The organism is Microbulbifer mixtoriginis (SeqCode) (assembly GCF_052466715.1).
Genome location: NZ_CP174288.1, coordinates 2,677,392 through 2,697,866, shown reverse-complemented (window position 1 = coordinate 2,697,866; position 20,475 = coordinate 2,677,392). Strand labels below are relative to the sequence as shown.

Below are 20,475 nucleotides of genomic sequence, written 5' to 3'. Positions count from 1 at the left end.
GTCTTTGTCTTTGGAACGGCATTGATACTATCGATTCATGCTTTTTAATAAAAATAATCAATATAAATGCTTCTAATAAATTTTCCCAATCGATCATTGGTTTTTAGGGGAGGGGAAAGCGCCAGTTGGCTAATGTAGCCTTGTCGTTACAGGCTCAAGAACAGAAAAGACTTGGAGTCTAAATGGGAGGACGTTAGCAATGAGTTAAACAAGTAACTCGGATTCATGTGAACCTAAATGGCTTCGATTTGATATGAGATTGCCCCTATGAACCAAAATGTGGTGCATGTCATCGTGATTGGCGTTGGCTTGCCAGGGGAGTCAATCGGATGGCTGCATCTTTCTCAGTTGATGAGTATGCCTAATGTCGTGGTAGATGCCATTGTTGAGCAGCACTGGCTCTCGGTTGAAGTTTCGTCTTCCAAAAAAGGGATGGCATTTCATGAGGAGATGGCAAGGCTCAAAGATCAATTTGGTGACTTCAAACTCTATACCTCTTTAGAACAATTACCTAAGGCAAATATTTCCTACAAAAGCTTGGTGTTGATCTCGGTTAGAACTCAATCAACTAAAAGGATTTTTGATTATGTTGTATCCAAGGGGTACAGAAATATCTACTTGGAAAAACCTGGCGCCGATTCACTGGAAAAATTGCGTGACATGGAGAGGCGTGCTGGTGAGGAGCACGTGAACGTTGTTATAGGCTATCAGAAGCATATTGCCAGCTACGTAAGCGAAGCTGAGAGAATTAATGAACAATGGCAGTTAAAGTCTAGAGGTGTGGGATTTATACATCACAATCCACACCCAGAGGCTAATTTGGAAAGCATCTTCAGGCAAAATGCTGAAGGTATGTTACTTAACCAGTGTTGCCATGAGCTTGAACTTTGTGTCGCAAAGTGGAATCTAGCCCCCCACAACATTGTGGATGTAGTGGTGAATCAGGATGAGACGGCACAGAAGCAATTTGGTGATATTGAGGATTTCAAAAAGCTATCTTTTACTTTAAAAACCAATTTGGGAATCAGTTTTTCCTTTCTGGCTACCCGTTGTGAAGGTGTAGAAAACTGTATAGTAATGCGGAAAGGTCTCAGGGGTAGACCGATTTTCATACGGCAAGCTATGCCGGATAGGCTTGATCGCGCGCTTGAACTTACAAGAAAGGAAAAGGGGGCTATATGGTATTGCTATTTATTTGAACAAGATTATCGTGATTTGAAGAGACTTTTCATTGAATCTATCTTGGATGATGATATTGAAAAATACCAGCGGCTACCGCGATTAAATCATGCATGCAGTGTACTTGAGTTAGCCGCATTGATTGAGCCTAGTATCAAGGCCCAAGTGCGAGCAGACGAAAACCATCACTCTATTGTCCAAGTTTCAGACACTATTTGTCAGGCCCCAACAAATCAGAGAATCTGGTATCACCACGGGCTGTTTGACCTCGGCAATAGGTTTCTTATTGAGCTGTTAAGGCCCCCAAAGAACAGAATTATTTGTTGTGTTGATGACAAGGTTTGGGGTTTGTATGAAAAATCTATCATTGCGTGGGAAAAGTCTGTTGGGGTTAAATTTATTCCAATTGTTATGAAGGGCGGTGAGCAGTCAAAAAATATTGACAGTCTTTTAAAAATGATTGATGAAATATGGAAGGTCAACCCTCTTCGTTATAGGGAGCCAATTGTAGCTATCGGGGGGGGAGCGGTAACGGATACAATAGGGTTTGTCAGTGCGGTATGGCGACGTAATACGCCCTGGATACGTATCCCAACCACTCTAATGGGTATGATTGACTCGTCTATCGGTATTAAGGTTAGTGTAAACCACAATATCAAGAATGGGATAGGTGCTTTTCATAGCCCTTTGCACACAATAATTGATCCAACCTTCTTAAAAACTAATCCACAGCGAGTGCTGAAAAGTGCGATTGGTGAAATGATCAAGGTTGGCGTGGTATTTAATAGAAATGTACTCGATACATTGTCAGCACAGGGTGCATCATTATTAGAAAATAAATTTCTGGAACCTGATGGTCTCCCGGGAGAAGCATCCTATAAATTACTGATAAATTGTATCGATGCAATGCTTGACAGTATCGCGGGAGATTTAAAAGAGGAGAATTTATCTAGGCCAATGGACTTTGGACATACGCTATCTCGATGGTTGGAACGTGATGAGGCTTTTAGGTTGATGCATGGTGAAGCTGTGGGTATTGATTGCCTATTTACTTCACTGGTTGCTGAACAGATGGGATTGATATCCAAGGCAGAGGTTGAATTATTGTTTGACATTTATGTAAATCTGGGACTTTTCGCTAGTGTGAAGGGGCTGAGTCTGGATGTATACAAAACGGCAATTAAGCAGATTTCAATCCACCGCTCAGGAACGTTGCGCGCGCCTCTACCTGCACCTCTTGGAAGGTGCATATGGGTGAACAAAATAAAGGGTAAACATCTTGAGGGTGCCTGGAATAGCCTGCAAGAGAGACTTTACTGCCATCCCGAACTCGTTTTAGATCCTGATACTATAGAAGATGAAGAGGGGCTGATTGAGAACGTAGAAATAGCGAGTGCTTACACCCCAGAGAAGGTCTCTCCCAAAAAGCTACGTTGGGGGTTTATTGGTTGTGGAAGGATTGCAAATGACTTTGCCTTAGTGATCAATTATCTGGAATCTGCAGAAATTCATGCAGTGGCTTCTAGGGACTTAGGGCGGGCTAAAGATTTTGCAGGTAAGCATGGAGTCTGTCGGGCATATGGAGATTACCAGGAATTAGTTTCTGATCCAGACGTCGATATTGTCTATATTGCGACTATTCCCGAGTTACATCGAAAACATGCTGAATTGGCTCTAAGGGCAGGGAAGCCGGTACTTATTGAAAAACCTATAGCGCTGACGGTCGAAGATGCCCAAAAGATTAAGGATCTTGCCAATAAAAAGCGGCTTTTTTGCATGGAAGGTATGTGGATGAGATTCTTTCCAGCTATACAACACTGCAGAAGCATAATAACTTCCGGTGGCATTGGGGATGTTTGTCAGCTACGGGCTGATTTGAGTTTTGATTTACGCATGGACGAAGGGCTTCAATCTTCTAAATGGAAAGTTGGGGCAGGTTTGGATGCCGGCGTATATCCAATACATGCAGCGTTGATGATGTTGGGTAGGGATACATCAGATCTGCAGTTCTCTGGTGTACTTGATGATCATGGATTTAAGGAAGATGGAGCTGGACTAATTTATGCTCACTTTAACTCTGGATCTACTGCAGTTGTGTCTTGGAGTCACCTGGTGGAGGGAGCAGAAGAGTTGGAGATCTATGGAACTGAAGGCAGGATAAAAGTCTTTGCGCCAGCGCATTGTCCAACAAAGGTTTCAACAACTAAAATTTCAGGTGATAGAAGATCGAATAATGTTTCTAAGATGTATGAATTCCCGCTGCCGAGAATTAGGGGTAAATTTAATTATCCCAACTCTGAGGGGCTATACTACGAGGCTCGGGTTGTGCAGCAATGTTTGGAGAAAGATTTAATCGAGTGCCCGGAGCTTCCTCTAGCAGACTCCGTGCGGGCTATTCAGATGGTTGTAGAGTGCGATCACTATATTAAAAGAAGAGCTGCGTGAAGCGAAAGATCTATTGGTTTGGATTGTTATCCTGTTATGGGGCGCTATTTCTTCTAGGTTTTATAGAGGTTTATAAAGCGCCAATTTACCCTCAAATCCTGGATTACTTTTCTGTAACCCCTTCTAAGGGTTCTACCTTTTTCTTTTTGTCCACTTTTTCTGCCTTATTGATGACTCTATCAGGGTCTTTATGGGTAAAGAGAGTTAGAGTGATATCGGGTTTGGGGTTGTTTGTCGCTTTTATGGGGGGTGGCTCAATATTATCGGGAGCTTCTGGTTATTTTCATTCCTTTCCCACTCTTATTTTAGGCAGTTTTATTTTTGGAGTGGGTGCAGGGGGCTGTATGGTACTGATTAATGTAGCAATCCCTCTTTTTGTTCCTCAAGATCTCGCGCGCCAAGGGTATTGTGGGTTGCATAGCACCTATGGAGTTGCATCAATACTATCTCCCTTAATACCTGCATTATCCTATAAATATCATTTTGGTTGGGAGGGAGGGTTCTATTTATTTGGCGGACTTGCTGCTGTCATTTTTCTATATATTTGTGTCGGCTTATTCAGGAGAAAAGGAAGGTGTCAAACGGGAGGTGGGGACATTGATCCCAGTGCTTATCGAGAAAACAGTAAGCGAGATAAAGAGCCAAAAGAATGGTGGATTGCAATTGGGGGGGGATTGATTGTTTCTGCATATAATGGATCTGAACACATCCTTGCTAGTCGACTGGTGTTATTTCTTGATGCAAGGGGTGGTCCATGGGCTGTTGAGGCAGATGTTTTACTTTCAATTTTTTTTGCCCTGCTATGTATTGGAAGGATATTCTTTACCTTTATCCTGCTAAGGGGTAGTGCATTTATTTGGTTGATAATTTCTTTCGCATCAACAGCTGTTGTATTTCTTCTTGGTTATTGGGTTAATCCTTTGTGGTTGCCTGTATGTGGTCTAACACTATCTTACCTTTTTCCCTATACGATGGAGTGGTTAACACGCAGCTCAAGAAATCCACCGTTTACTGTTTCATTTTCTCTTGGAATGGGTGGCGTGTTTTTGATATTTGCCCATGCCTTAGTAGGCTGGCTGGATGAGAATTATGGTATACAAACTGCTATCTATATAGTTCCAGTATTTCTTCTGGCGGGGATTGTTTTCTGCACACTGGTAGCCTTTATTGAGAGGTTGGTAAAGTCTCGGTAAGCTCCTGTTAATCCATATTACCTTTATGGCTCAGAAAGAAAGTTAACCCGTTAAAATTCTCAATGTGCAGGGTTATTTAATCCTACAAGTTGAGACTTGGAGAGCTACTAGATGGTCGGATTGGTGGCGCAGTGTTCAGTACTAAGGCTCGATGGAGAAGCATATTAAGTTACTCTAACCGCTAGGATAGTAGGTATCATCTAAGTTGATTGGTTTGCAAATAGTGCTTGAAATATACTGGCATATTATTTACGCTAAGCGCCTGTAATAGATGCCCACGCCTTGGGATATACTAATCTAATATCTTGTCCGGAGTCATTTACGCCAATGAATTAAGCCCTGCGCATAACTGGAACTAAGTTCGCACTCTATCGCTGCGGACCTAATCAATCCTTTGCAGGTGGCGTATCTTCCTCAAACACCTATCTTGGCTGATAGCAGAAATACGCCGCACGGTCCTATGATCGGAGGGCATATGACAGCTATTTGTACTCTTGAAAATATCTCCCTGATATTTAGGGATACCCCGATTTTCCATAAAGTAAGCTTGGAATTACCTATTGGAATCACTGGATTAGTTGCACCTAATGGCAGTGGGAAATCCACACTACTAAGTATTCTTCACGGTCAAACTTCCGTTACTGGTGGTAAGGTATCTTGGAGAAGACGCCATCATCTGGTGAAACAGCTTAATCCCCAACTTGATTTGCGGATTGTCGATTGTTTCGCAGATGGCCATTTGTATGAAGTTTTTTTACGGGTTGAGCAAGGGCATGCATCAGAAGATGATCTGATATCTGTTGCAGACTATTGGCACCTGCCTCTTACTTGGCAACGCCAGCTAGAGGAAGCAAAAATCAATGCGCCATTGGATACGCCTATAGAAAGATTGAGTGGTGGTCAGAGAGCCAAGTTAAGCCTTGCCTATGCATTTTCTCTCTCAAGTGACTACTTACTGCTAGATGAGCCTAGCAATCATCTTGATCAGAGTGGGCGGGAGTGGCTGCAAGAGAAAATCTTAAATCATGCAGGAGGGGCACTGGTCGCTAGCCATGATGTAGAGTTACTAGAAAATACTAGACAAATAATAGAGATATATCAGCGAGGATTGAAAACCTATGGCGGCGCATATAGTGCGTATATGCAACAAAAAGAAACAGAGCAAGCAGCCCTGCTCCAAAGGGCAGAGGGTAATCGAAAAGAGTTCAACCAACTAAATAATGTCAGGCAGAAAAGTCTGCATAATTTCGCTACTAGACAACGGCAGGGAAAAGGCAAGCGGAACTCTCAAAGTAAGAGTCTTATGGACTCACAAAAAGATCGTGCAGGGAAAGGTCTTGGAAAATTAAAGCGAAAGTTAGAGCAGCGCCAGTTACAGTTAGAGAAAAAAAGAGAGGAAATAAGTAAAATAACAGTAATTGAGTCACAGAGGCTAAGGCCGGAAAAGCTTTCCCTCACTAAGTGTGATTCTCGCAAATCAATACAATTACATCTTGAAAATTTGCAGCTCCCATATGGTTCTCATAATAAGCCTATATCTTTAACACTCCGCAAGGGGGAACGTTGGAGGATAGCGGGTGGCAATGGTAGTGGAAAATCCACTCTGCTAAAGGTCATAGCTAGCCAGCTAAAAGCTCTAAGTGGCGTCTGCCAAACTCGTGGAAGTTTGTGTTATTTAGATCAGGACTTCAGTTTTCTCAATAAAGAGTTATCCGCCTTAGAGAATCTTTTCTATCTTCACCCCGGTAGAAAAGAATCTGAATGGCGTACCATGCTAGGTAGTTTGCGGCTAAGGGGGGATACGCCGCTGCTGCCTCTCAGGCTCCTAAGTGGAGGGGAGCAACTAAAAGTGGCACTACTTGCCGTTACGCGAGGCACCATTGCCACAGACCTCATACTACTAGACGAGCCAGATAATCATCTGGATCTGGATTCCCGCCAGCTATTAGTAGATGCCATTATGGATTTTTCTGGTGCTGTCTTATTGGTCTCACATGATCTGAGTTTTATTAATGCTATAGGTGTAGATAGTCAGCTTAATTTGGATTGAAGAATCTTTATCGTTTGGTAGGTAAGGGGGTGTTTGTAGGTTGTGTGTTACCGGTGGCAAGCTCTATAGTTGATGATGATACTAGCCTAGTACTTTGTATTTTTATCAATAATCTCTGGACATTTGCTATTGTCGAGAGGCTTTGGAGTGAGCTTTCAACATAATTCCAAATCTTGGATTGGCTAATCTTCCTGGGTGGGGAATAAAGAATGCTGACCAAGCTGTGAATCATAAGTTTGCTAGTCGATCGCCCTTTCAGTAGATGATATTGTTAAAATTAAAATTTTGGCTAGGGATAAAGATCTTTTTTGTAGTGAGGCTATGTGGATGCGCTTCTTTCCTGCAGTTGAATACTGTCGGGAAGTCATTAAAAACGGTGAAATTGGAGAGATTCAACAAGTTAGGGCGGATTTTAGTTTTGATATGAAGAGTGATGAAGGCTTGGAGTCACCAACCTGGAGAACAGGGGGTATCTTTGATGCTGGTGTGTATCCTGTTCATCAATCTTTAATGATTTGTGGAGAAAATATTAAAGAGACTGTGTGCGCTGGGATAATTGATGGTTATGGTTATGGTTATGGTTATGGTTTTGGGCAAGTTGCCGCAGGTATGCTCTATGCTCGTTTTGAAGGATCTTTATCCGCAATCTCAGAATGGAGTATTTTATATGAAGGTGCGGAGGAAACCGATATTTATGGGTCGGAGGGTAGAATTAGGTTGCATTCTCCAGCGCATACTCCAACGTGTGTTTCGGTAATTAAGTACGGCGGGAGTCGCCGAAACCCAGATAATACTATTGAAACACAGGTCTTTCGCCTGCCTAGTATTCCCGGAAAATTTATCTTTCCATGCTCTGAAGGGCTGATTTATGAGGCCGCCGCTGTACAACGGTGTCTTGCTGCAGGACGCACTGAATGCCCCCAAGCTCCTATAGATGATTCATTATTGGTTATTCAGTTATTATCAGAGTGCGATCACATTATCAAAAGTAGAGAGAATTAGATTCTTTCTGCATTTAGATTTGTGAAACTCGAGTGGGCTATTTATGAAAGTAAAATCCATGGCAGCGCTTGATAACGCTATTGAATTTGTGCGGCTCTGCCGGTCAACAGTTTATCAATGACAATGCCCACCAAAGAGTGAGCAAAGCCAGTTCCAGTCCTGTGAGGGCTTGGGAAAACTTAAATCTTACCTACCAGGTCGAGAGACGGGGCCAGGGTTTCCTCGCCTTCCTTCCACTTGGCCGGGCATACCTCACCGGGGTGTTCGGCAACGTACTGGGCGGCCTTGATTTTACGTAGCAGTTCGTTGGCGTCGCGGCCGATACCACCTGCAGTGATCTCAACGATCTGAATACGGCCTTCTGGGTCGATCACAAAGGTGCCGCGGTCTGCGATGCCTTCTTCCTCAATCATTACGCCGAAGTTACGGGTAATAGTGCCAGTGGGATCACCGATCATCGGGTACTGGATCTTACCGATGGTTTCAGAGGAATCGTGCCACGCTTTATGGGTGAAGTGGGTATCGGTGGATACGGAGTAAATCTCCACTCCCAACTTCTTGAACTCTTCATAGTTGTCGGCCAGATCGCCCAGCTCGGTGGGGCAAACAAAGGTGAAGTCGGCGGGGTAAAAGAAGAATACCGCCCACTTGCCTTTGACATCGGCATCGCTGACGTCGTGAAACTCGCCATTTTGGTAGGCTTTGGCGTTGAAGGGTTTAAGTTCAGATTCGATATAACGGGACATGGGTAACTCCTTAAGTGAATACCGCGTTGTGTCAGTAATTTCTATGGGATTAATACTATTGATGGTTTCACTTTGATAAAAATTAACAATTTAAATATGTCAGATAGCTTGTCGCTATCTTGCTGCCCTGGGGCTTGACCGGCTTGGCTGTTAGATTGTGGATGGGGACGACATCAGAGATACTCCAAAGACTTACAGCGGGCGCTGAACAGCGCAGTAATGGATATTTGGCCGCAGGACAGTGGTATGCGATTGATACGCTTATTGAAATATGACTTGGCGCGTGAAGCCGAGGATTGGGTGGATGACGGGGTGATCAGCGAGGCACAAGCAGAGTTAATTTGTGCCCGCTACCAGGTGGATTATCGTAGTGCCCGGCAGCGCTCACTAGGTTACAACGTGTTAGTGGGGCTCGCTTATCTATTTATCGCGCTTGCACTGATCACCCTGATTGGCGCCAATTGGGAAGAAATCCCCCGCGCGTTGCGTATGGGCGGTTTGATTGCGCTCACGCTGGTCACTCAGTGTGTTGCCTTGCGAGCTTATTGCACAGGGGACCGCCGTGCCGGCGAAGGGCTCTTTCTGCTGGGGAACTTCTTTTTTGGTGCCGCGATAATCCTGATCGCACAAATCTACCATCTGGGTGAGCATATGCCCGATGGAATCTTCTGGTGGGCACTGGGCTGTCTGCCATTTGCCTTGATTACCCGCAGCCCTTGGCTGGCCATTCAGGCAAATGTGCTGGCACTGCTGTGGTTCTTTTTACAGGTGAGCATGGGCTATTACCCGGCGCTCTTCCCGCTCTTTATAGCGCTATCTCTCTATGTACTTTTACGCGGGCGAGCGAGCACCATTCTTATGCTGCTGCTTTTGGTGAGTATCGGCTTCTGGATCGAATTCTCGCTATCGGAATTCTGGCGTGGCGAGCAGCTGGGCGCGGGGCTGGAATTTTATTCAGAGAATCTGGCGGTGGCGGTCTCCCTGTTTATTCTGCTGTATACCTTTAGTCATTGGCTGGCGCTGAGGGCTTCGCCGGTGGCCAAGGACTACGCTGCGGTGATCTCGGTGTGGTGTCTGCGTTTTGCCCTGGTCAGCCTGTTGGTATTCAGCTTCGCACAGCCTTGGGAGGCGTTGATCGAGGCCGATTGGCAACACCGGTTGTCTATGTGGCTGGTGGTGGCCGCGATGGCCACTGTTACTCTGCTGTTGGCACTGCCGGCCAGGCGCTTGATATCGAGTGGATTGCTCTATGTGTTCTTTATTGGTGCCCTCATCACTGTCAGCAGCAGTGATAACCAAGACTTGGCGATGTATTTGCAAGTGGCTACCAATTTCGCCCTTATTGGCTGTGGTAGCTGGTTAATTTACCGGGGTATTCACGATGGTATTTCCCATTATTTCTTCCTTGGGGTGATGTCGATACTGATCACTGCATTGCTGCGTTATATCGATCTGATCGGTGATTACCTGGGGGCTTCGCTGATCTTTATTTTGTTTGCGGGCCTGTTATTGGGCGCCGCCAAGTACTGGAAGTACCACCAGGGCAGGGAGGGAGCACAATGAAAAAGGGACTGACTTTTGCCTTGGGTATGGCGATAGCCGCACAGTTTTTGATTCTGGTAGGCATGTATGTAAAGGCACAGGTGCCGCTTTGGACTGGAGAGCCAATTCGGGTAAAAACGATACCGGTAGACCCCCGCTCCCTGTTTCGCGGCAACTATGCGCGCTTGAATTACGACTTTTCCCGTATTGCCAAGTTAGCCTTAACGGAAGAGCGCCGCATACGAGAGGGGGAGGTGGTGTATGTCTCCTTGAAAAAATCCCCCTCAGGGCTTTATGAATTTTCTGCGGCGAGCTTGGAAAAACCGGTCGAGGGGATATTTCTTAAGGGGCGGATTGCCGGTGCTAATCCCTGGAGGGCAGAGCAATTTTACCGCATCAAGTACGGTATAGAGGCCTACTTTGCCCCCAAAGAAAAGGCCCTGCAGTTGGAGCGGGAATTACGCGATGGTGGGATTGCCGAGCTTATGGTAGCGCCCAGTGGTCAGGTGAGCCTCAAGAGTGTAATAGGGGGCGGCTGAGTCACTCACTTTATGCTCTGGAGTTGTAACGCGAGGCTGTATCTGGCGAAGAGTCGAGGGAAAAAACAGCTCTAATGAATGGAGTCAGAATCTATGTCACAGGGAAGAAAGCGCCAGATAAATATCTTCAGCACCATGATGTGGGTGCAGGGGGCTTGCCTGTTGTTGGCAGTGATCGGACTTTGGCTTTCCGATGTGACGCTATCACCAGCAAGAGGCGACCCGTGGAGTTCTGTTGCCTGGGGAGTCTTGGGCGCACTGTTAAGCTTTGCTGTGGTTGTGGCATTGACCCGCGCCCATCATCGCGTGGGGCGTACTCTGCGTTGGTACTGTGCCCAGCTGGCGCCAATTTTCTGCAAAATGCCTTTGGCCCAGGTGGTACTGCTGTCTCTTGCCGCAGGTGTTTGTGAGGAGTTGTTATTTCGTGGCTTTCTGCAAACCTGGCTGTCGCAACTGAGCTCCCCACTGCTGGGGTTACTCGGAGCTTCTTTCGTTTTTGCCCTTCTTCACTGGGCTTCGCTGATCTATGTGCTGCTAATTTTCGCATTTGGCTTAATCCTTGGTTTTGTCTACCAAGCCAGCGGCAGCCTATTGGGGGTGGTTGTCTGGCATGCCCTCTACGATTTTTTTGCCCTGGCCACACTTGCCTATTACCCGAAAGTATTGGGTGCGGATCGGTGGCTGGCCAAGTAACAGGCGCATTTCAGTGGTTGGATGTGTCAGCCTTACAGCAGGGTATGCGCTAGTAGTAGGGTTAGTAGGGCGGTCATGGTAAAGCCGATCAGCGCTAGCAAGCCATCGTGAGCCACCAAGGCCAGCCCAAAAATAGTGAGGGCGAAGCCCGCTGTAGTGGCCGAAAAGGGCACCAGTTCCATCAGCGGCATCGTCAGGGCGATAAGCGAGCAAGTAGTGGCAATAGCATAGGTGCCACTGCGCTTTACCAGAAAATGCAGGCGTGGCTGCATCCAGCGATCGGCAAACTCTGCCGGCCGCCTCAACCAGTGCAATGCTCGGGTCAGCTTCTTCTTGGAAATCGAACGGTTTAATAGCCACTGGGGCAGCCATACATGTTTGCGCCCCAGTAACAACTGAATGGCCACTAGTAGGAGTAATGCTGCCATGGAGGTAGATATGCCGGGCACGCCGCTTAGCGGGGAAAATAGAATCAATCCCACCACCAGCAGAAAGGGCGCATAAGAACCGAGCCCTACGGCATCTATTACCAACTCTAGGGAGACCCGTTCAGTATGCTGGCAGCTGGCTTCTATGTGTTCCAGCAGCTGGCATAGGCCGGTAAATTCCTGGGGCATAGGCTTAGGCTTCAATGCCCATTACTGATTGATCGGACAAGAACGGTGAGTCGGGATCTTCCATCCGGGATCTTCCATCCGGGATCTTCCATCTGGGATCTTCCATACTGGCGCTTATGCCGGTGATAGGCTACGTAGATAAGCAGCAGGGAGGGGGCTAAAGACAGGAGCAGTCTAGATAAATAGTGCACAAACAACAGCATGGCGTTCACCGCAAAGGGAATCCTATAGAGATAGTCTGTGCCGCCAAAGCCTCAAGCGCCAGCCCAAAAAGGCGCTAGTTGGAAAACAATTCATCCAGAGTGAAGGTTTCTTGGCCTTTGCCCTCTTTAAGGCTCTCTCTCACCATCTTTGCCGCTACCTGAGCACCCTCGATTGGGCGATAACGCTGTAGTCCGGGGAGTCGGCAGATCCAGGGTAATAATATGGCGCCAATTTTCTCTGCTGGACGGGAATCGCCCCGCTCACCTAAAAGTAGGGAAGGGCGAAAGATACTGGTTCGTACAAAGGGCAAAGATAAAACCTTCTGTTCAAGTTCCCCCTTCATTTGCAAGTAGGTATTGCCACCGCTAGAGGATACCAGCAGGTAATGCGACACCCCATTATCCGCAGAGAGCTTTGCCGCCTGGTATTGATAATCCACATCCACCTTATGTTGTTGCTCCAGGCTGCCGGCTTGTTTTTTGGTAGTGCTAAGGCAGGAAAAAAGCAAGTCACCATGGAATAAGTCTGCATAGTCCGTCAGATGTTCAAAGTCCACAATTTCATTGCGTACCTTGGGGTGGCGAATAGGGACATTTCGGCGGGTAAGAGTGATTATCTCATCGATAGCGGATTCCTTTGCCAACAGTTCAACCAGTTCACTGCCAATCAGTCCCGTTGCACCGATAATAATTGCCTTCATTATAAAAATTTCCGATTCATACATTTGCAAATTAGCTGATGATCCACTATTTAGGGGTGGGGTTGTCAAATGTATTGGTCCCTTTCCCCGCTGTAAATTTTCCGACTATTTTTTTAAATAAATGGGCGATTTATTTAAAAAATTAATTCTAAAAATAAATGTAGAAATGTTTGCTTATTACATATTAATCTCCTTCGTAATTGTTGGTGAAGGTATCAACCCTTTTAGGGAGTCGGATTGAACAATGCTATTTGATTACTCGAAACAGAAGTTGCCTATCCGTGAAGGTCTACGTGAGGCAAATTTAAAAGCCTGGCAGTTTATTGGGGAGACCGGCAATTGGTGGTCTGCCCAGCAGCACCTTGCCATTGCCAGAGAGGTGCGTGCAGCACATGAATGTGCATTTTGCCGAGAGCGGAAGAAAGCGCTTTCACCTTATCAGGTGGAGGGGCGGCATGAATCTAATTCGGAACTTTCTGAAGTTATTGTCGATACAGTTCACCGTATAGTGACAGACTCCTCCCGCTTAAGTGAAGAGTGGTTTAAAAGACTAGTGCCCTCAGAAATCTCTAAGGGACAGTATGTGGAGTTGGTCGCTGTAGTTGTATTTGTCATGAATGTGGATACCTTCCATCGGGCACTGGGTTTACCTTTGGAGGCATTGCCAGAAATTCAAACTTTAGTGAATGAATCGCCATCGCAATATATTCCCGAAGGCCTGGAAGAGGGTGCAGCCTGGGTGCCAATGATCGGCAAGGGCCAGTGTGCCGAGGAGGAGCAAGATTTATATAGGGATGTCCCCAAGCCCACTAATGTGCTTAGAGCTTTGAGTTTGGTGCCAGAGGCGGTGCGTTGTCAGCGCTATATGGAGAATCGTTATTACTTTTTACCCTCTGAAGTCATGCAGGTAGGTGAGAGTCACGATCGTGCGCTATCTCGTATAGAAATTGAGTTAGTCGCTACCAGGGTGTCGATGAATAACGAGTGTTTCTATTGTTCGGCATCTCACGCAATGTTGCTGCAAGTAAGCGGAGAGGTGCAGGGTAAGCAGCAAAATATCACCGACTTGCTCTCTTCGGAAAGAGCGGCAGCTAGTGAAAATAATGGACCTGGTAATGGGGGAATTTCCGGGGAGTATGCGGAGCTTATTGGTTTTGTGGACGCTGCTATGGGGGATGATAATCAGCAACTTGTCCTCGCCAGGGAGAAGTTATCCAGGGAGCATGGTGATTCTGCACTGGTGGATACGGCCGCGCTAATTGGCAGTTTCCAGCGTATGAATCGTATTGCCAGCGCCACAGGAATAGAGCTGGATAAAGAAGTGGATCTGTTAAGTCAGCAGGCACAAAGTCAACTGGCGCTGGATACATATGCTCAGGCAAGTGAGACGACGGCCGGGGGTAAGGCGTTGGGGTGGCTATTTGCCAAGGTTCGCCCGATTTTGTTTAAAATGGTGGGGAAAAGAGCCAGGGATAGGGCTTAAATAACAAGCTACTCTCCCTTTGGAATAGTGAGCCAGATTCAATCGCTAAAAAGCCCATATGCCAATGAGGATGAGTCGCCTACCGTTATAATCGTTATCGGTATAGTGTGGATCTTGATAGACCCGCTTCAATAGTGGGTTCAAAGGTCCTCTCAAGGTTTGAAGCAGTAAATATAAAGCAAGGTGCACCACGGAGAAATTGAGTGTAATCATTCCTGGCAAAACCTTCTGGTCAATCTTGGTGCAAAATTTAATGAACCAACAGATACAGTACATTTACCCAAAAGTACTTCACTGGGCTGATGGCTGCCCTGCATCTCCTGCTTGCGCATAGGCATACGGTCTATGCGCTGAAAAATTTCTACAGGGGAAAAGGTAACTGTACGATATTTTTCTCTGCCATCCTTGCCAATTAGCACAACTTGTTCACTATTTCCCTTGAAATATTCATCGCGAATATTTTTACCAAAATCCCCAGTAATTTTTCCTGCATAATTGGTTTCAATTTTGTCACCCAAAAATAAAAACCAAATAAGTTGCCTCTCAGCAAATTGTGGCCCCAGCTTGAGCAGTGACTCTAGGGTTTCAGTGGGCTTTGGTGGGTTTGCTAGCAGTAAAATACGATTTTTCCATTGAAAATCTTTGAGGTTACTTATAGCTGTTTCTTCAGCGGCAAGCTGTAAGGATTGAATAAGTAATAGCAAGAAAAATAGTATACGCATTATCACAACTCTGCTATTTAGATTGCTAAATACATTGGAGTTTAGCTGAGTAAACTCAACTAAGCTTAAGTAGTACCCTTTGTGGCACTCCAAAAGAAACAGTTTTGGGTGACTCTTTCAAGCTTACCGGTTTTTGTAATCAGGTTTTAGGATAAAAAATCGAATCTGCGATAGATTAGCGTATTGCTTGGTGTGGTCGAACTCCCCTGGCCTAACAATCAAACTGGAGTTTCTGAAGCTGGTACCATTTATGGAGCACATGCAGGAGCCTACCCAGCAGTCAAACCGCTTAGGCCTATTAGCCATTTATGTTGCCCTATTTATCATTGCCATTGATATCAGTGCATTCTCCCCGGCGATTCCCGCAATAGAAAGGGAGATGAATATGAATATTACTACCTCACAGTGGGTAATTAATGGCTATGGGCTGGTTTTTGGGGTAATGGTTGTCACCGGTGGCCGTATTGCCGACATTATTGGGCGGCGCCGTACCTTCATCATTGGTGCGTTTATATTCCTTATCTTTTCCCTACTCGGAGGGCTAGCTGTAAATGTTCCAATGCTGTTGGCCGCCAGGGCTGCAATGGGTGTTGGGGCCGCCTTAATGTGGCCATCAATTCTGGGGATGGCATACAACCTTATGCCAGAAGAACGCGCTGGGGAAACCGGCGGATTAATTATGGCCATCTGCGGTCTTGCCAATACTTTGGGGCCAGTAGTAGGGGGAGTGTTGGCAGATCTACTGAGTTGGCGCTGGCTATTCTTTTTCAACTTACCCATCGCTACTGCGGCGGTCTATATGTGCTGGAAATATATCCCGATAGATACACCTTATGATCCAAACGAAAAAATTGACTATTTGGGGGTTTTGACCCTTACGGGTTCTTTGTTAAGTTTTCTCTTGGCCTTAAATTTCGCTTCTGAAAATGGCTTTATGAATCCCTTGGTAGTGGGGTTATTAACCTCCTTTTTTCTGTTTACGATTGCTTTTGTACTGATTGAAACAAAAGAGCGAGATTTCGCCCTGATACCTCAGGATATCATTAAGAATAAGCGATTCTTTGCCGCAGGAGCTGTTACCCTTTTTACCTCCGTAACTTTTTTTTCCGTGATCCTGTATTTGCCACAATACTTAACCAATGTGCGGGGTTTCTCTACTATTCAGTCCGGCTTGTCCCTGGTGCCCATGATGGTCGCTTTTGGCATGATGTCCTTTATTGCAGGTAAATTATATTTGCGTACCGGAGGGAAAATATTGGTATGTGTTGGAATTTTGGGCATGAGCCTGGGGATGTTTTACTTGTCCAGGCTGGGAGAAGGGTATAACTACATCTTAGGGTTGATTATATTAGGCGCTGGCCTGGGGCTGTTTAACCCCTCGACAACCACAATGGTTATTGCGGTTGTAAATCCCAACCGCGCTAGTTTAGCAAGTGCCATTATCTATATGCTCAAAATTACCGGTGGAGCAGTAGGGCTTGGTGTAAATGCGGCAATATTGGGTTTCTCTCCAGATATCACATCGGGTATTAGCTTGGCATTTGAGGTAAACGCTTGTTTTGCTTTTGTGGGCTTTGTTGTTGCGTTCATGTTTATGAGCGCTCCTAGAATTCCAGAGCGGGAAGGCGGGTAGTCACTGAAGTGCAAGAGCATGTGATGAAAGTGAAGGAAGCTGCGAATCTATCCGATTGGCTTGCAGAATTGCTGAGGGATTTACAGTGGTGAGTCAGCTACAGATTTCCAGAGGGCAGGTTTATGGCTTATTTGCTGCCGCTCTGGCCTTATTTATGGTCGCTATTGATATGAGCGCCTTCTCCCCTGCATTGCCAGCTATACAGCGTGAGTTTGGATTTGATATCACCACTTCGCAATGGGTGATTAATGGTTATGTACTTATCTTTGGTATTTTGGTGGTCACTGGCGGTCGCATAGCGGATATCTATGGCAGAAAACGAGCTTTTATGGTGGGAACGGCTATTTTTGCTCTCTGCTCATTAATTGGTGGCCTCGCTATTGATATGGCCATGTTGCTGGTAGTCCGCTGTCTGATGGGGATAGGTGCAGCGTTAATGTGGCCCTCTGTTATAGGTATGACCTATAGCCTGGTTCCCAAGGAGTATGCTGGGCAGGTTGGTGGGGGCTTGATGGCAGTATTGGGGGTGGCAAATATTGTTGGGCCTGTGGCTGGAGGGGTGTTGGCTGAATATTTAAGTTGGAGGTGGATTTTTTTTATAAATATTCCTCTTGCGATTACCATAATTTGTTTTTGCTGGAAGTCAGTTCCAGATGATGTTCCCAAAATTTCACGGGAGAAGATAGACTACCTGGGAGTTTTGACGTTGAGCATTTCTCTGTTCAGCCTTTTGATTTCTTTGAATTTGGCTGCCGAAATTGGTTTCAGGGATCCATTGGTGATCTATCTGATAATACTATTCTTAGTGTTCATCTGCTTGTTTATTATTGTGGAAAAGCGTAATCAAGAGGTTGCATTAATTCCTGCTGATATTGTCTCTAATAAAACATTTTCCCTGGTAAGTTTGGTTACTCTTTTATCGGCAGTGATGTTTTTTGCTGTTATTTTGTTTTTGCCTCAGTTTTTAATTGAATATCGGGGGTTTACGGCAGTTCAGTCTGGTATGGGAATGATTCCCATTATGGCAACCTTCACACTGACCTCCTATCTATCGGGTGTTCTGCATAAACAGCTGGGGGCTAAATTGTTGATATGTGGGGGGCTTGTCTGCAAAGGCGCTGGAATATTTTCACTATCTTATCTGAACAAAGAAACAGAATATCTTGAACTTATACCCGGATTGATTATTTTGGGGATTGGTATTGGCTTGTTCAATCCGGCGGTGACTACCGCTGCGATATCAGTGGTAGATTCTGCACGCTCGAGCTTGGCGAGTGCGATTCTTTATATGTTCAAGATTGCAGGAGGTGCCTTGGGCTTGGGAATCAATGCGGCTATTGTAGGTTTTGCGCCAGATGTGGTGAGTGGTATTGGTTGGGCCTATACGGTAAATGCTTATTTTGCTCTTAGTGCGTTTGTGATTGCTGTTTTCTTTCTTCCCGGGCAGTTACCAAAAGCCTTCTCGAGACGGCATTAATAATGAAACTTAATCGTTTTAAAAGATTCTATGTTGGGTTCGTAAATGTGATTAAGAGCGTGGTTTGATAATGTGTTGAGTTCGATTTGAGATCTAGTGCGCAGGAGGTTTCAATTAATGCCCGCGCTAAACTCTACTCTAGGTAAGGAGCAATATTTAGGGCTCGCGGCCTTATCAGTGGCTGTGTTCCTTGTGGCAAATGACTTTACGGCTTTTGCTCCTGCATTACCTGCTATCGAAAATGAATTTAATGTAGACATTACCACTTCCCAGTGGATTATTAATGGCTATGCGCTGGTCTTTGGGGTGCTGATCATTACTGGTGGCCGGCTTGCTGATCTCTACGGTAGAAGAGGTGTATTTTTTTGCGGTACCCTGATTTTTATATTTTTCTCCATTTTAGGCGGATTGGCAGTTAATGCTAATATGCTGTTGATTTCCCGAGCTTTGATGGCAGTTGGGGCAGCGTTGATGTGGCCATCAGTTCTGGGGATGACCTATAACTTGATGCCCGATGACCGCTCTGGCCAGGCTGGCGGGCTGATTATGGCAGTTTGCGCATTTGCTAATGCCGTAGGCCCAGTACTGGGAGGAATACTGGCAGACCTTTTAAGCTGGCGGTGGATTTTTTTAATCAATATCCCTATAGCATCAATCGCACTATTTGTCTGCTGGAAAGTAGTTCCGTTTACACCACCAGAGCAGACAGAAGAGAAAATTGATTATCCAGGTGTAGCAACACTTTCTATTTCACTATTTGGGCTATTGTTTGCGTTGGATATTTCTGGGCAGATTGGCTTCAAGCATCCATTGGTTATTACATTGTTGACGATATTTCTAGTTTTTATATGTTTATTTTCCTTTATTGAATGTCGCATAGGGCGTACTGCATTGGTTCCGGGTGATGTTATCGGCAATAAAAAATTTCTTTCAGCAAGTGTTGTTACCCTGTTAGTCGCTGTTTTATATTTTTCAGCCTTACTTTATATTCCGCAGTTTTTGACAAAAACACAGGGGTATAGCGCGATGCAATCTGGTATGTCATTGACTCCATTGATGGTTGTTTCGGGAATCTTTGCTTATATATCAGGGCGTTTTTATGAGCTGATTGGGCCAAGGTGGTTGGCTGGGGCAGGCACACTCTGTATGTGCGTAGGAATGTTTATGTTGTCTCATCTAAGCGACCATACCGGGTTCATTAGCCTTTTGCCGGGTATGATGATGCTGGGTATAGGCATTGGCCTCTTTAACCCTGCAATTACCACTGCTGCAATCACTGCTGTATCACCAAGTCGAGCCAGTTTGGGCGGAGCCGTATTATATATGTTTAAAATTGCTGGAGGTGCCATTGGTCTTGGGATGAATGCGACTATTGTGGCTTTTTCACCAGATATCTCTTCAGGTATTGATCGGGCGTTTACGGTTAATGCTTATCTTGCACTTGCAGGGTTGATAGGGTGCCTGTTTTTTGTGGCTGCTAGCGAGCAGAAGGAAGTATCTACTTAACTGAATTTTATCTTTTCTTCGACTTATAGGTTTAGAGTCGTAGCGAGGCAATATTTCAAATGTTTAAATCTTACTTTTGAAGAATAAAAATACTTAAAAAATGATGTTGTAAATCAATGGTCATCCCAAAGAAGAGCTATCTATAGGGGGTTCGGAAAGGGTGCTGCAGTAGTCAGAATGATACTTTTTATTTTGCCAGTCCTTGGGCTATAAAAAACAATAGGTTTCTAAATTGTCGAGACCGTGATTGATAGAAGTTTTATGAGTTATTTTTAGGTGCAGATTTTCAACAAGTAATCATGTTATAGGCTCTTTCCTGGGAAAATAAATATGATCGGTATAAGTCTTTCCATAAATTATAGGAGCTCTTGGGGCTGTCATTTCAAGGTGGAAGCTACACTTCTCAAGTACCCGCTCTGTAGTGGGTGATACCATGCTCTAAGGTTGCCCATTCCATCAGGGCTGTCAATGATTTGGTACTATACTTTTCTCCGTGGAATTCAGGTGGCAATAAATAGCCAACTTCGGCGATACCATTCTCTACTGGAAGCCTAGTAACGCCTATTTATTCGCCTGAATTTTGATCTGAAATAACCAAGCACAACCAGGCATTGGCGGTGGCTTTCCAGGGGATTAGGTCCTTCTTCCTGGTTTCCAAGCTGATTGCACCTTAAATCGCTTAATAAGATCCTGAATCTTGGGGCTCATACAGCTTGCGGATTCTATTTCCTGATATACCCTGTC

15 protein-coding genes are annotated in these 20,475 nt (G+C 45.3%); 11 read left to right on the top strand and 4 right to left on the bottom strand.

Translation table 11 applies throughout. The features are described 5' to 3' along the window. Positions 1-267: 267 nt before the first annotated feature. The 4 genes from ACJJH9_RS11880 (at position 268) to ACJJH9_RS11865 (ending at position 7,869) form a co-directional block, all read left to right on the top strand. Complete coding sequence (locus ACJJH9_RS11880; protein ID WP_444922883.1) at positions 268-3,624, top strand: Gfo/Idh/MocA family oxidoreductase; 3,357 nt, start codon at positions 268-270, stop codon at positions 3,622-3,624. Continuing rightward, a complete protein-coding gene (locus tag ACJJH9_RS11875) occupies positions 3,621-4,817 on the top strand; it encodes an MFS transporter (RefSeq protein ID WP_444922882.1) in 1,197 nt (398 codons plus the stop codon). The genes ACJJH9_RS11880 and ACJJH9_RS11875 overlap by 4 nt, the downstream gene beginning before the upstream one ends. 475 nt (positions 4,818-5,292) lie before the next feature. After that, positions 5,293-6,867, top strand: a complete 1,575-nt coding sequence (locus tag ACJJH9_RS11870) for an ATP-binding cassette domain-containing protein (RefSeq protein WP_444922881.1) — start codon at positions 5,293-5,295, stop codon at positions 6,865-6,867. 327 nt (positions 6,868-7,194) lie between these two features. Then, the gene (locus tag ACJJH9_RS11865) at positions 7,195-7,869 is read left to right on the top strand and encodes a Gfo/Idh/MocA family protein (protein WP_444922880.1); all 675 of its coding nucleotides are present in this window, start codon (positions 7,195-7,197) and stop codon (positions 7,867-7,869) included. Positions 7,870-8,048: 179 nt separating this feature from the next. Here the strand turns inward: ACJJH9_RS11865 and ahpC are convergent, their stop codons facing one another. Next, a complete protein-coding gene (ahpC, locus tag ACJJH9_RS11860) occupies positions 8,049-8,615 on the bottom strand; it encodes an alkyl hydroperoxide reductase subunit C (RefSeq protein ID WP_444884416.1) in 567 nt (188 codons plus the stop codon). Between the two features lie 246 nt (positions 8,616-8,861). Here ahpC and ACJJH9_RS11855 point away from each other — a divergent pair, with 246 nt between their 5' ends. The 3 genes from ACJJH9_RS11855 (at position 8,862) to ACJJH9_RS11845 (ending at position 11,389) form a co-directional block, all read left to right on the top strand. Further along, entirely contained in the window at positions 8,862-10,178 is a 1,317-nt protein-coding gene (locus ACJJH9_RS11855; RefSeq protein ID WP_444922879.1) for a DUF2157 domain-containing protein, read from the top strand. After that, complete coding sequence (locus ACJJH9_RS11850; RefSeq protein ID WP_444922878.1) at positions 10,175-10,696, top strand: GDYXXLXY domain-containing protein; 522 nt, start codon at positions 10,175-10,177, stop codon at positions 10,694-10,696. Before ACJJH9_RS11855 ends, ACJJH9_RS11850 begins: the two co-directional genes overlap by 4 nt. Before the next feature lie 93 nt (positions 10,697-10,789). Further along, complete coding sequence (locus tag ACJJH9_RS11845) at positions 10,790-11,389, top strand: CPBP family intramembrane glutamic endopeptidase (protein WP_444922877.1); 600 nt, start codon at positions 10,790-10,792, stop codon at positions 11,387-11,389. A 32-nt stretch (positions 11,390-11,421) separates the two neighbouring features. Here ACJJH9_RS11845 and ACJJH9_RS11840 read toward each other — a convergent pair whose 3' ends face one another. Beyond that, positions 11,422-12,006 carry an exopolysaccharide biosynthesis protein gene (locus ACJJH9_RS11840; protein WP_444886578.1) on the bottom strand — a complete coding sequence of 195 codons (585 nt, stop codon included), beginning with the start codon at positions 12,004-12,006 and terminating at the stop codon, positions 11,422-11,424. 277 nt (positions 12,007-12,283) lie between these two features. Continuing rightward, positions 12,284-12,910 (bottom strand): NAD-dependent epimerase/dehydratase family protein, encoded by a 627-nt coding sequence (locus ACJJH9_RS11835; protein WP_444922876.1) that lies wholly within the window; start codon positions 12,908-12,910, stop codon positions 12,284-12,286. 244 nt (positions 12,911-13,154) lie between these two features. Here ACJJH9_RS11835 and ACJJH9_RS11830 point away from each other — a divergent pair, with 244 nt between their 5' ends. Beyond that, entirely contained in the window at positions 13,155-14,393 is a 1,239-nt protein-coding gene (locus ACJJH9_RS11830; protein WP_444922875.1) for an alkylhydroperoxidase-related (seleno)protein, read from the top strand. Between the two features lie 209 nt (positions 14,394-14,602). Here ACJJH9_RS11830 and ACJJH9_RS11825 read toward each other — a convergent pair whose 3' ends face one another. Then, positions 14,603-15,115 (bottom strand): DUF4174 domain-containing protein, encoded by a 513-nt coding sequence (locus ACJJH9_RS11825; protein ID WP_444922874.1) that lies wholly within the window; start codon positions 15,113-15,115, stop codon positions 14,603-14,605. Between the two features lie 250 nt (positions 15,116-15,365). On the opposite strand from ACJJH9_RS11825, the gene ACJJH9_RS11820 reads away from it, so the two are divergent. The 3 genes from ACJJH9_RS11820 (at position 15,366) to ACJJH9_RS11810 (ending at position 19,731) form a co-directional block, all read left to right on the top strand. Further along, complete coding sequence (locus tag ACJJH9_RS11820; protein ID WP_444922873.1) at positions 15,366-16,748, top strand: MFS transporter; 1,383 nt, start codon at positions 15,366-15,368, stop codon at positions 16,746-16,748. Between the two features lie 88 nt (positions 16,749-16,836). Then, a complete protein-coding gene (locus ACJJH9_RS11815; RefSeq protein WP_444922872.1) occupies positions 16,837-18,225 on the top strand; it encodes an MFS transporter in 1,389 nt (462 codons plus the stop codon). Between the two features lie 117 nt (positions 18,226-18,342). Next, positions 18,343-19,731 carry an MFS transporter gene (locus tag ACJJH9_RS11810; RefSeq protein ID WP_444922871.1) on the top strand — a complete coding sequence of 463 codons (1,389 nt, stop codon included), beginning with the start codon at positions 18,343-18,345 and terminating at the stop codon, positions 19,729-19,731. The last annotated feature ends 744 nt before the right edge of the window (positions 19,732-20,475 follow it).

Bases quoted from the DNA above. Each gene is read 5' to 3' on its own strand.
- ACJJH9_RS11880 (WP_444922883.1), top strand. From the start codon at position 268: ATGAACCAAAATGTGGTGCATGTCATCGTGATTGGCGTTGGCTTGCCA.
- ACJJH9_RS11870 (WP_444922881.1), top strand. From the start codon at position 5,293: ATGACAGCTATTTGTACTCTTGAAAATATCTCCCTGATATTTAGGGAT.
- ACJJH9_RS11865 (WP_444922880.1), top strand. From the start codon at position 7,195: ATGCGCTTCTTTCCTGCAGTTGAATACTGTCGGGAAGTCATTAAAAAC.
- ahpC (WP_444884416.1), bottom strand. From the start codon at position 8,615: ATGTCCCGTTATATCGAATCTGAACTTAAACCCTTCAACGCCAAAGCC.
- ACJJH9_RS11855 (WP_444922879.1), top strand. From the start codon at position 8,862: ATGCGATTGATACGCTTATTGAAATATGACTTGGCGCGTGAAGCCGAG.
- ACJJH9_RS11850 (WP_444922878.1), top strand. From the start codon at position 10,175: ATGAAAAAGGGACTGACTTTTGCCTTGGGTATGGCGATAGCCGCACAG.
- ACJJH9_RS11845 (WP_444922877.1), top strand. From the start codon at position 10,790: ATGTCACAGGGAAGAAAGCGCCAGATAAATATCTTCAGCACCATGATG.
- ACJJH9_RS11840 (WP_444886578.1), bottom strand. From the start codon at position 12,006: ATGCCCCAGGAATTTACCGGCCTATGCCAGCTGCTGGAACACATAGAA.
- ACJJH9_RS11835 (WP_444922876.1), bottom strand. From the start codon at position 12,910: ATGAAGGCAATTATTATCGGTGCAACGGGACTGATTGGCAGTGAACTG.
- ACJJH9_RS11830 (WP_444922875.1), top strand. From the start codon at position 13,155: ATGCTATTTGATTACTCGAAACAGAAGTTGCCTATCCGTGAAGGTCTA.
- ACJJH9_RS11825 (WP_444922874.1), bottom strand. From the start codon at position 15,115: ATGCGTATACTATTTTTCTTGCTATTACTTATTCAATCCTTACAGCTT.
- ACJJH9_RS11820 (WP_444922873.1), top strand. From the start codon at position 15,366: ATGGAGCACATGCAGGAGCCTACCCAGCAGTCAAACCGCTTAGGCCTA.
- ACJJH9_RS11810 (WP_444922871.1), top strand. From the start codon at position 18,343: ATGCCCGCGCTAAACTCTACTCTAGGTAAGGAGCAATATTTAGGGCTC.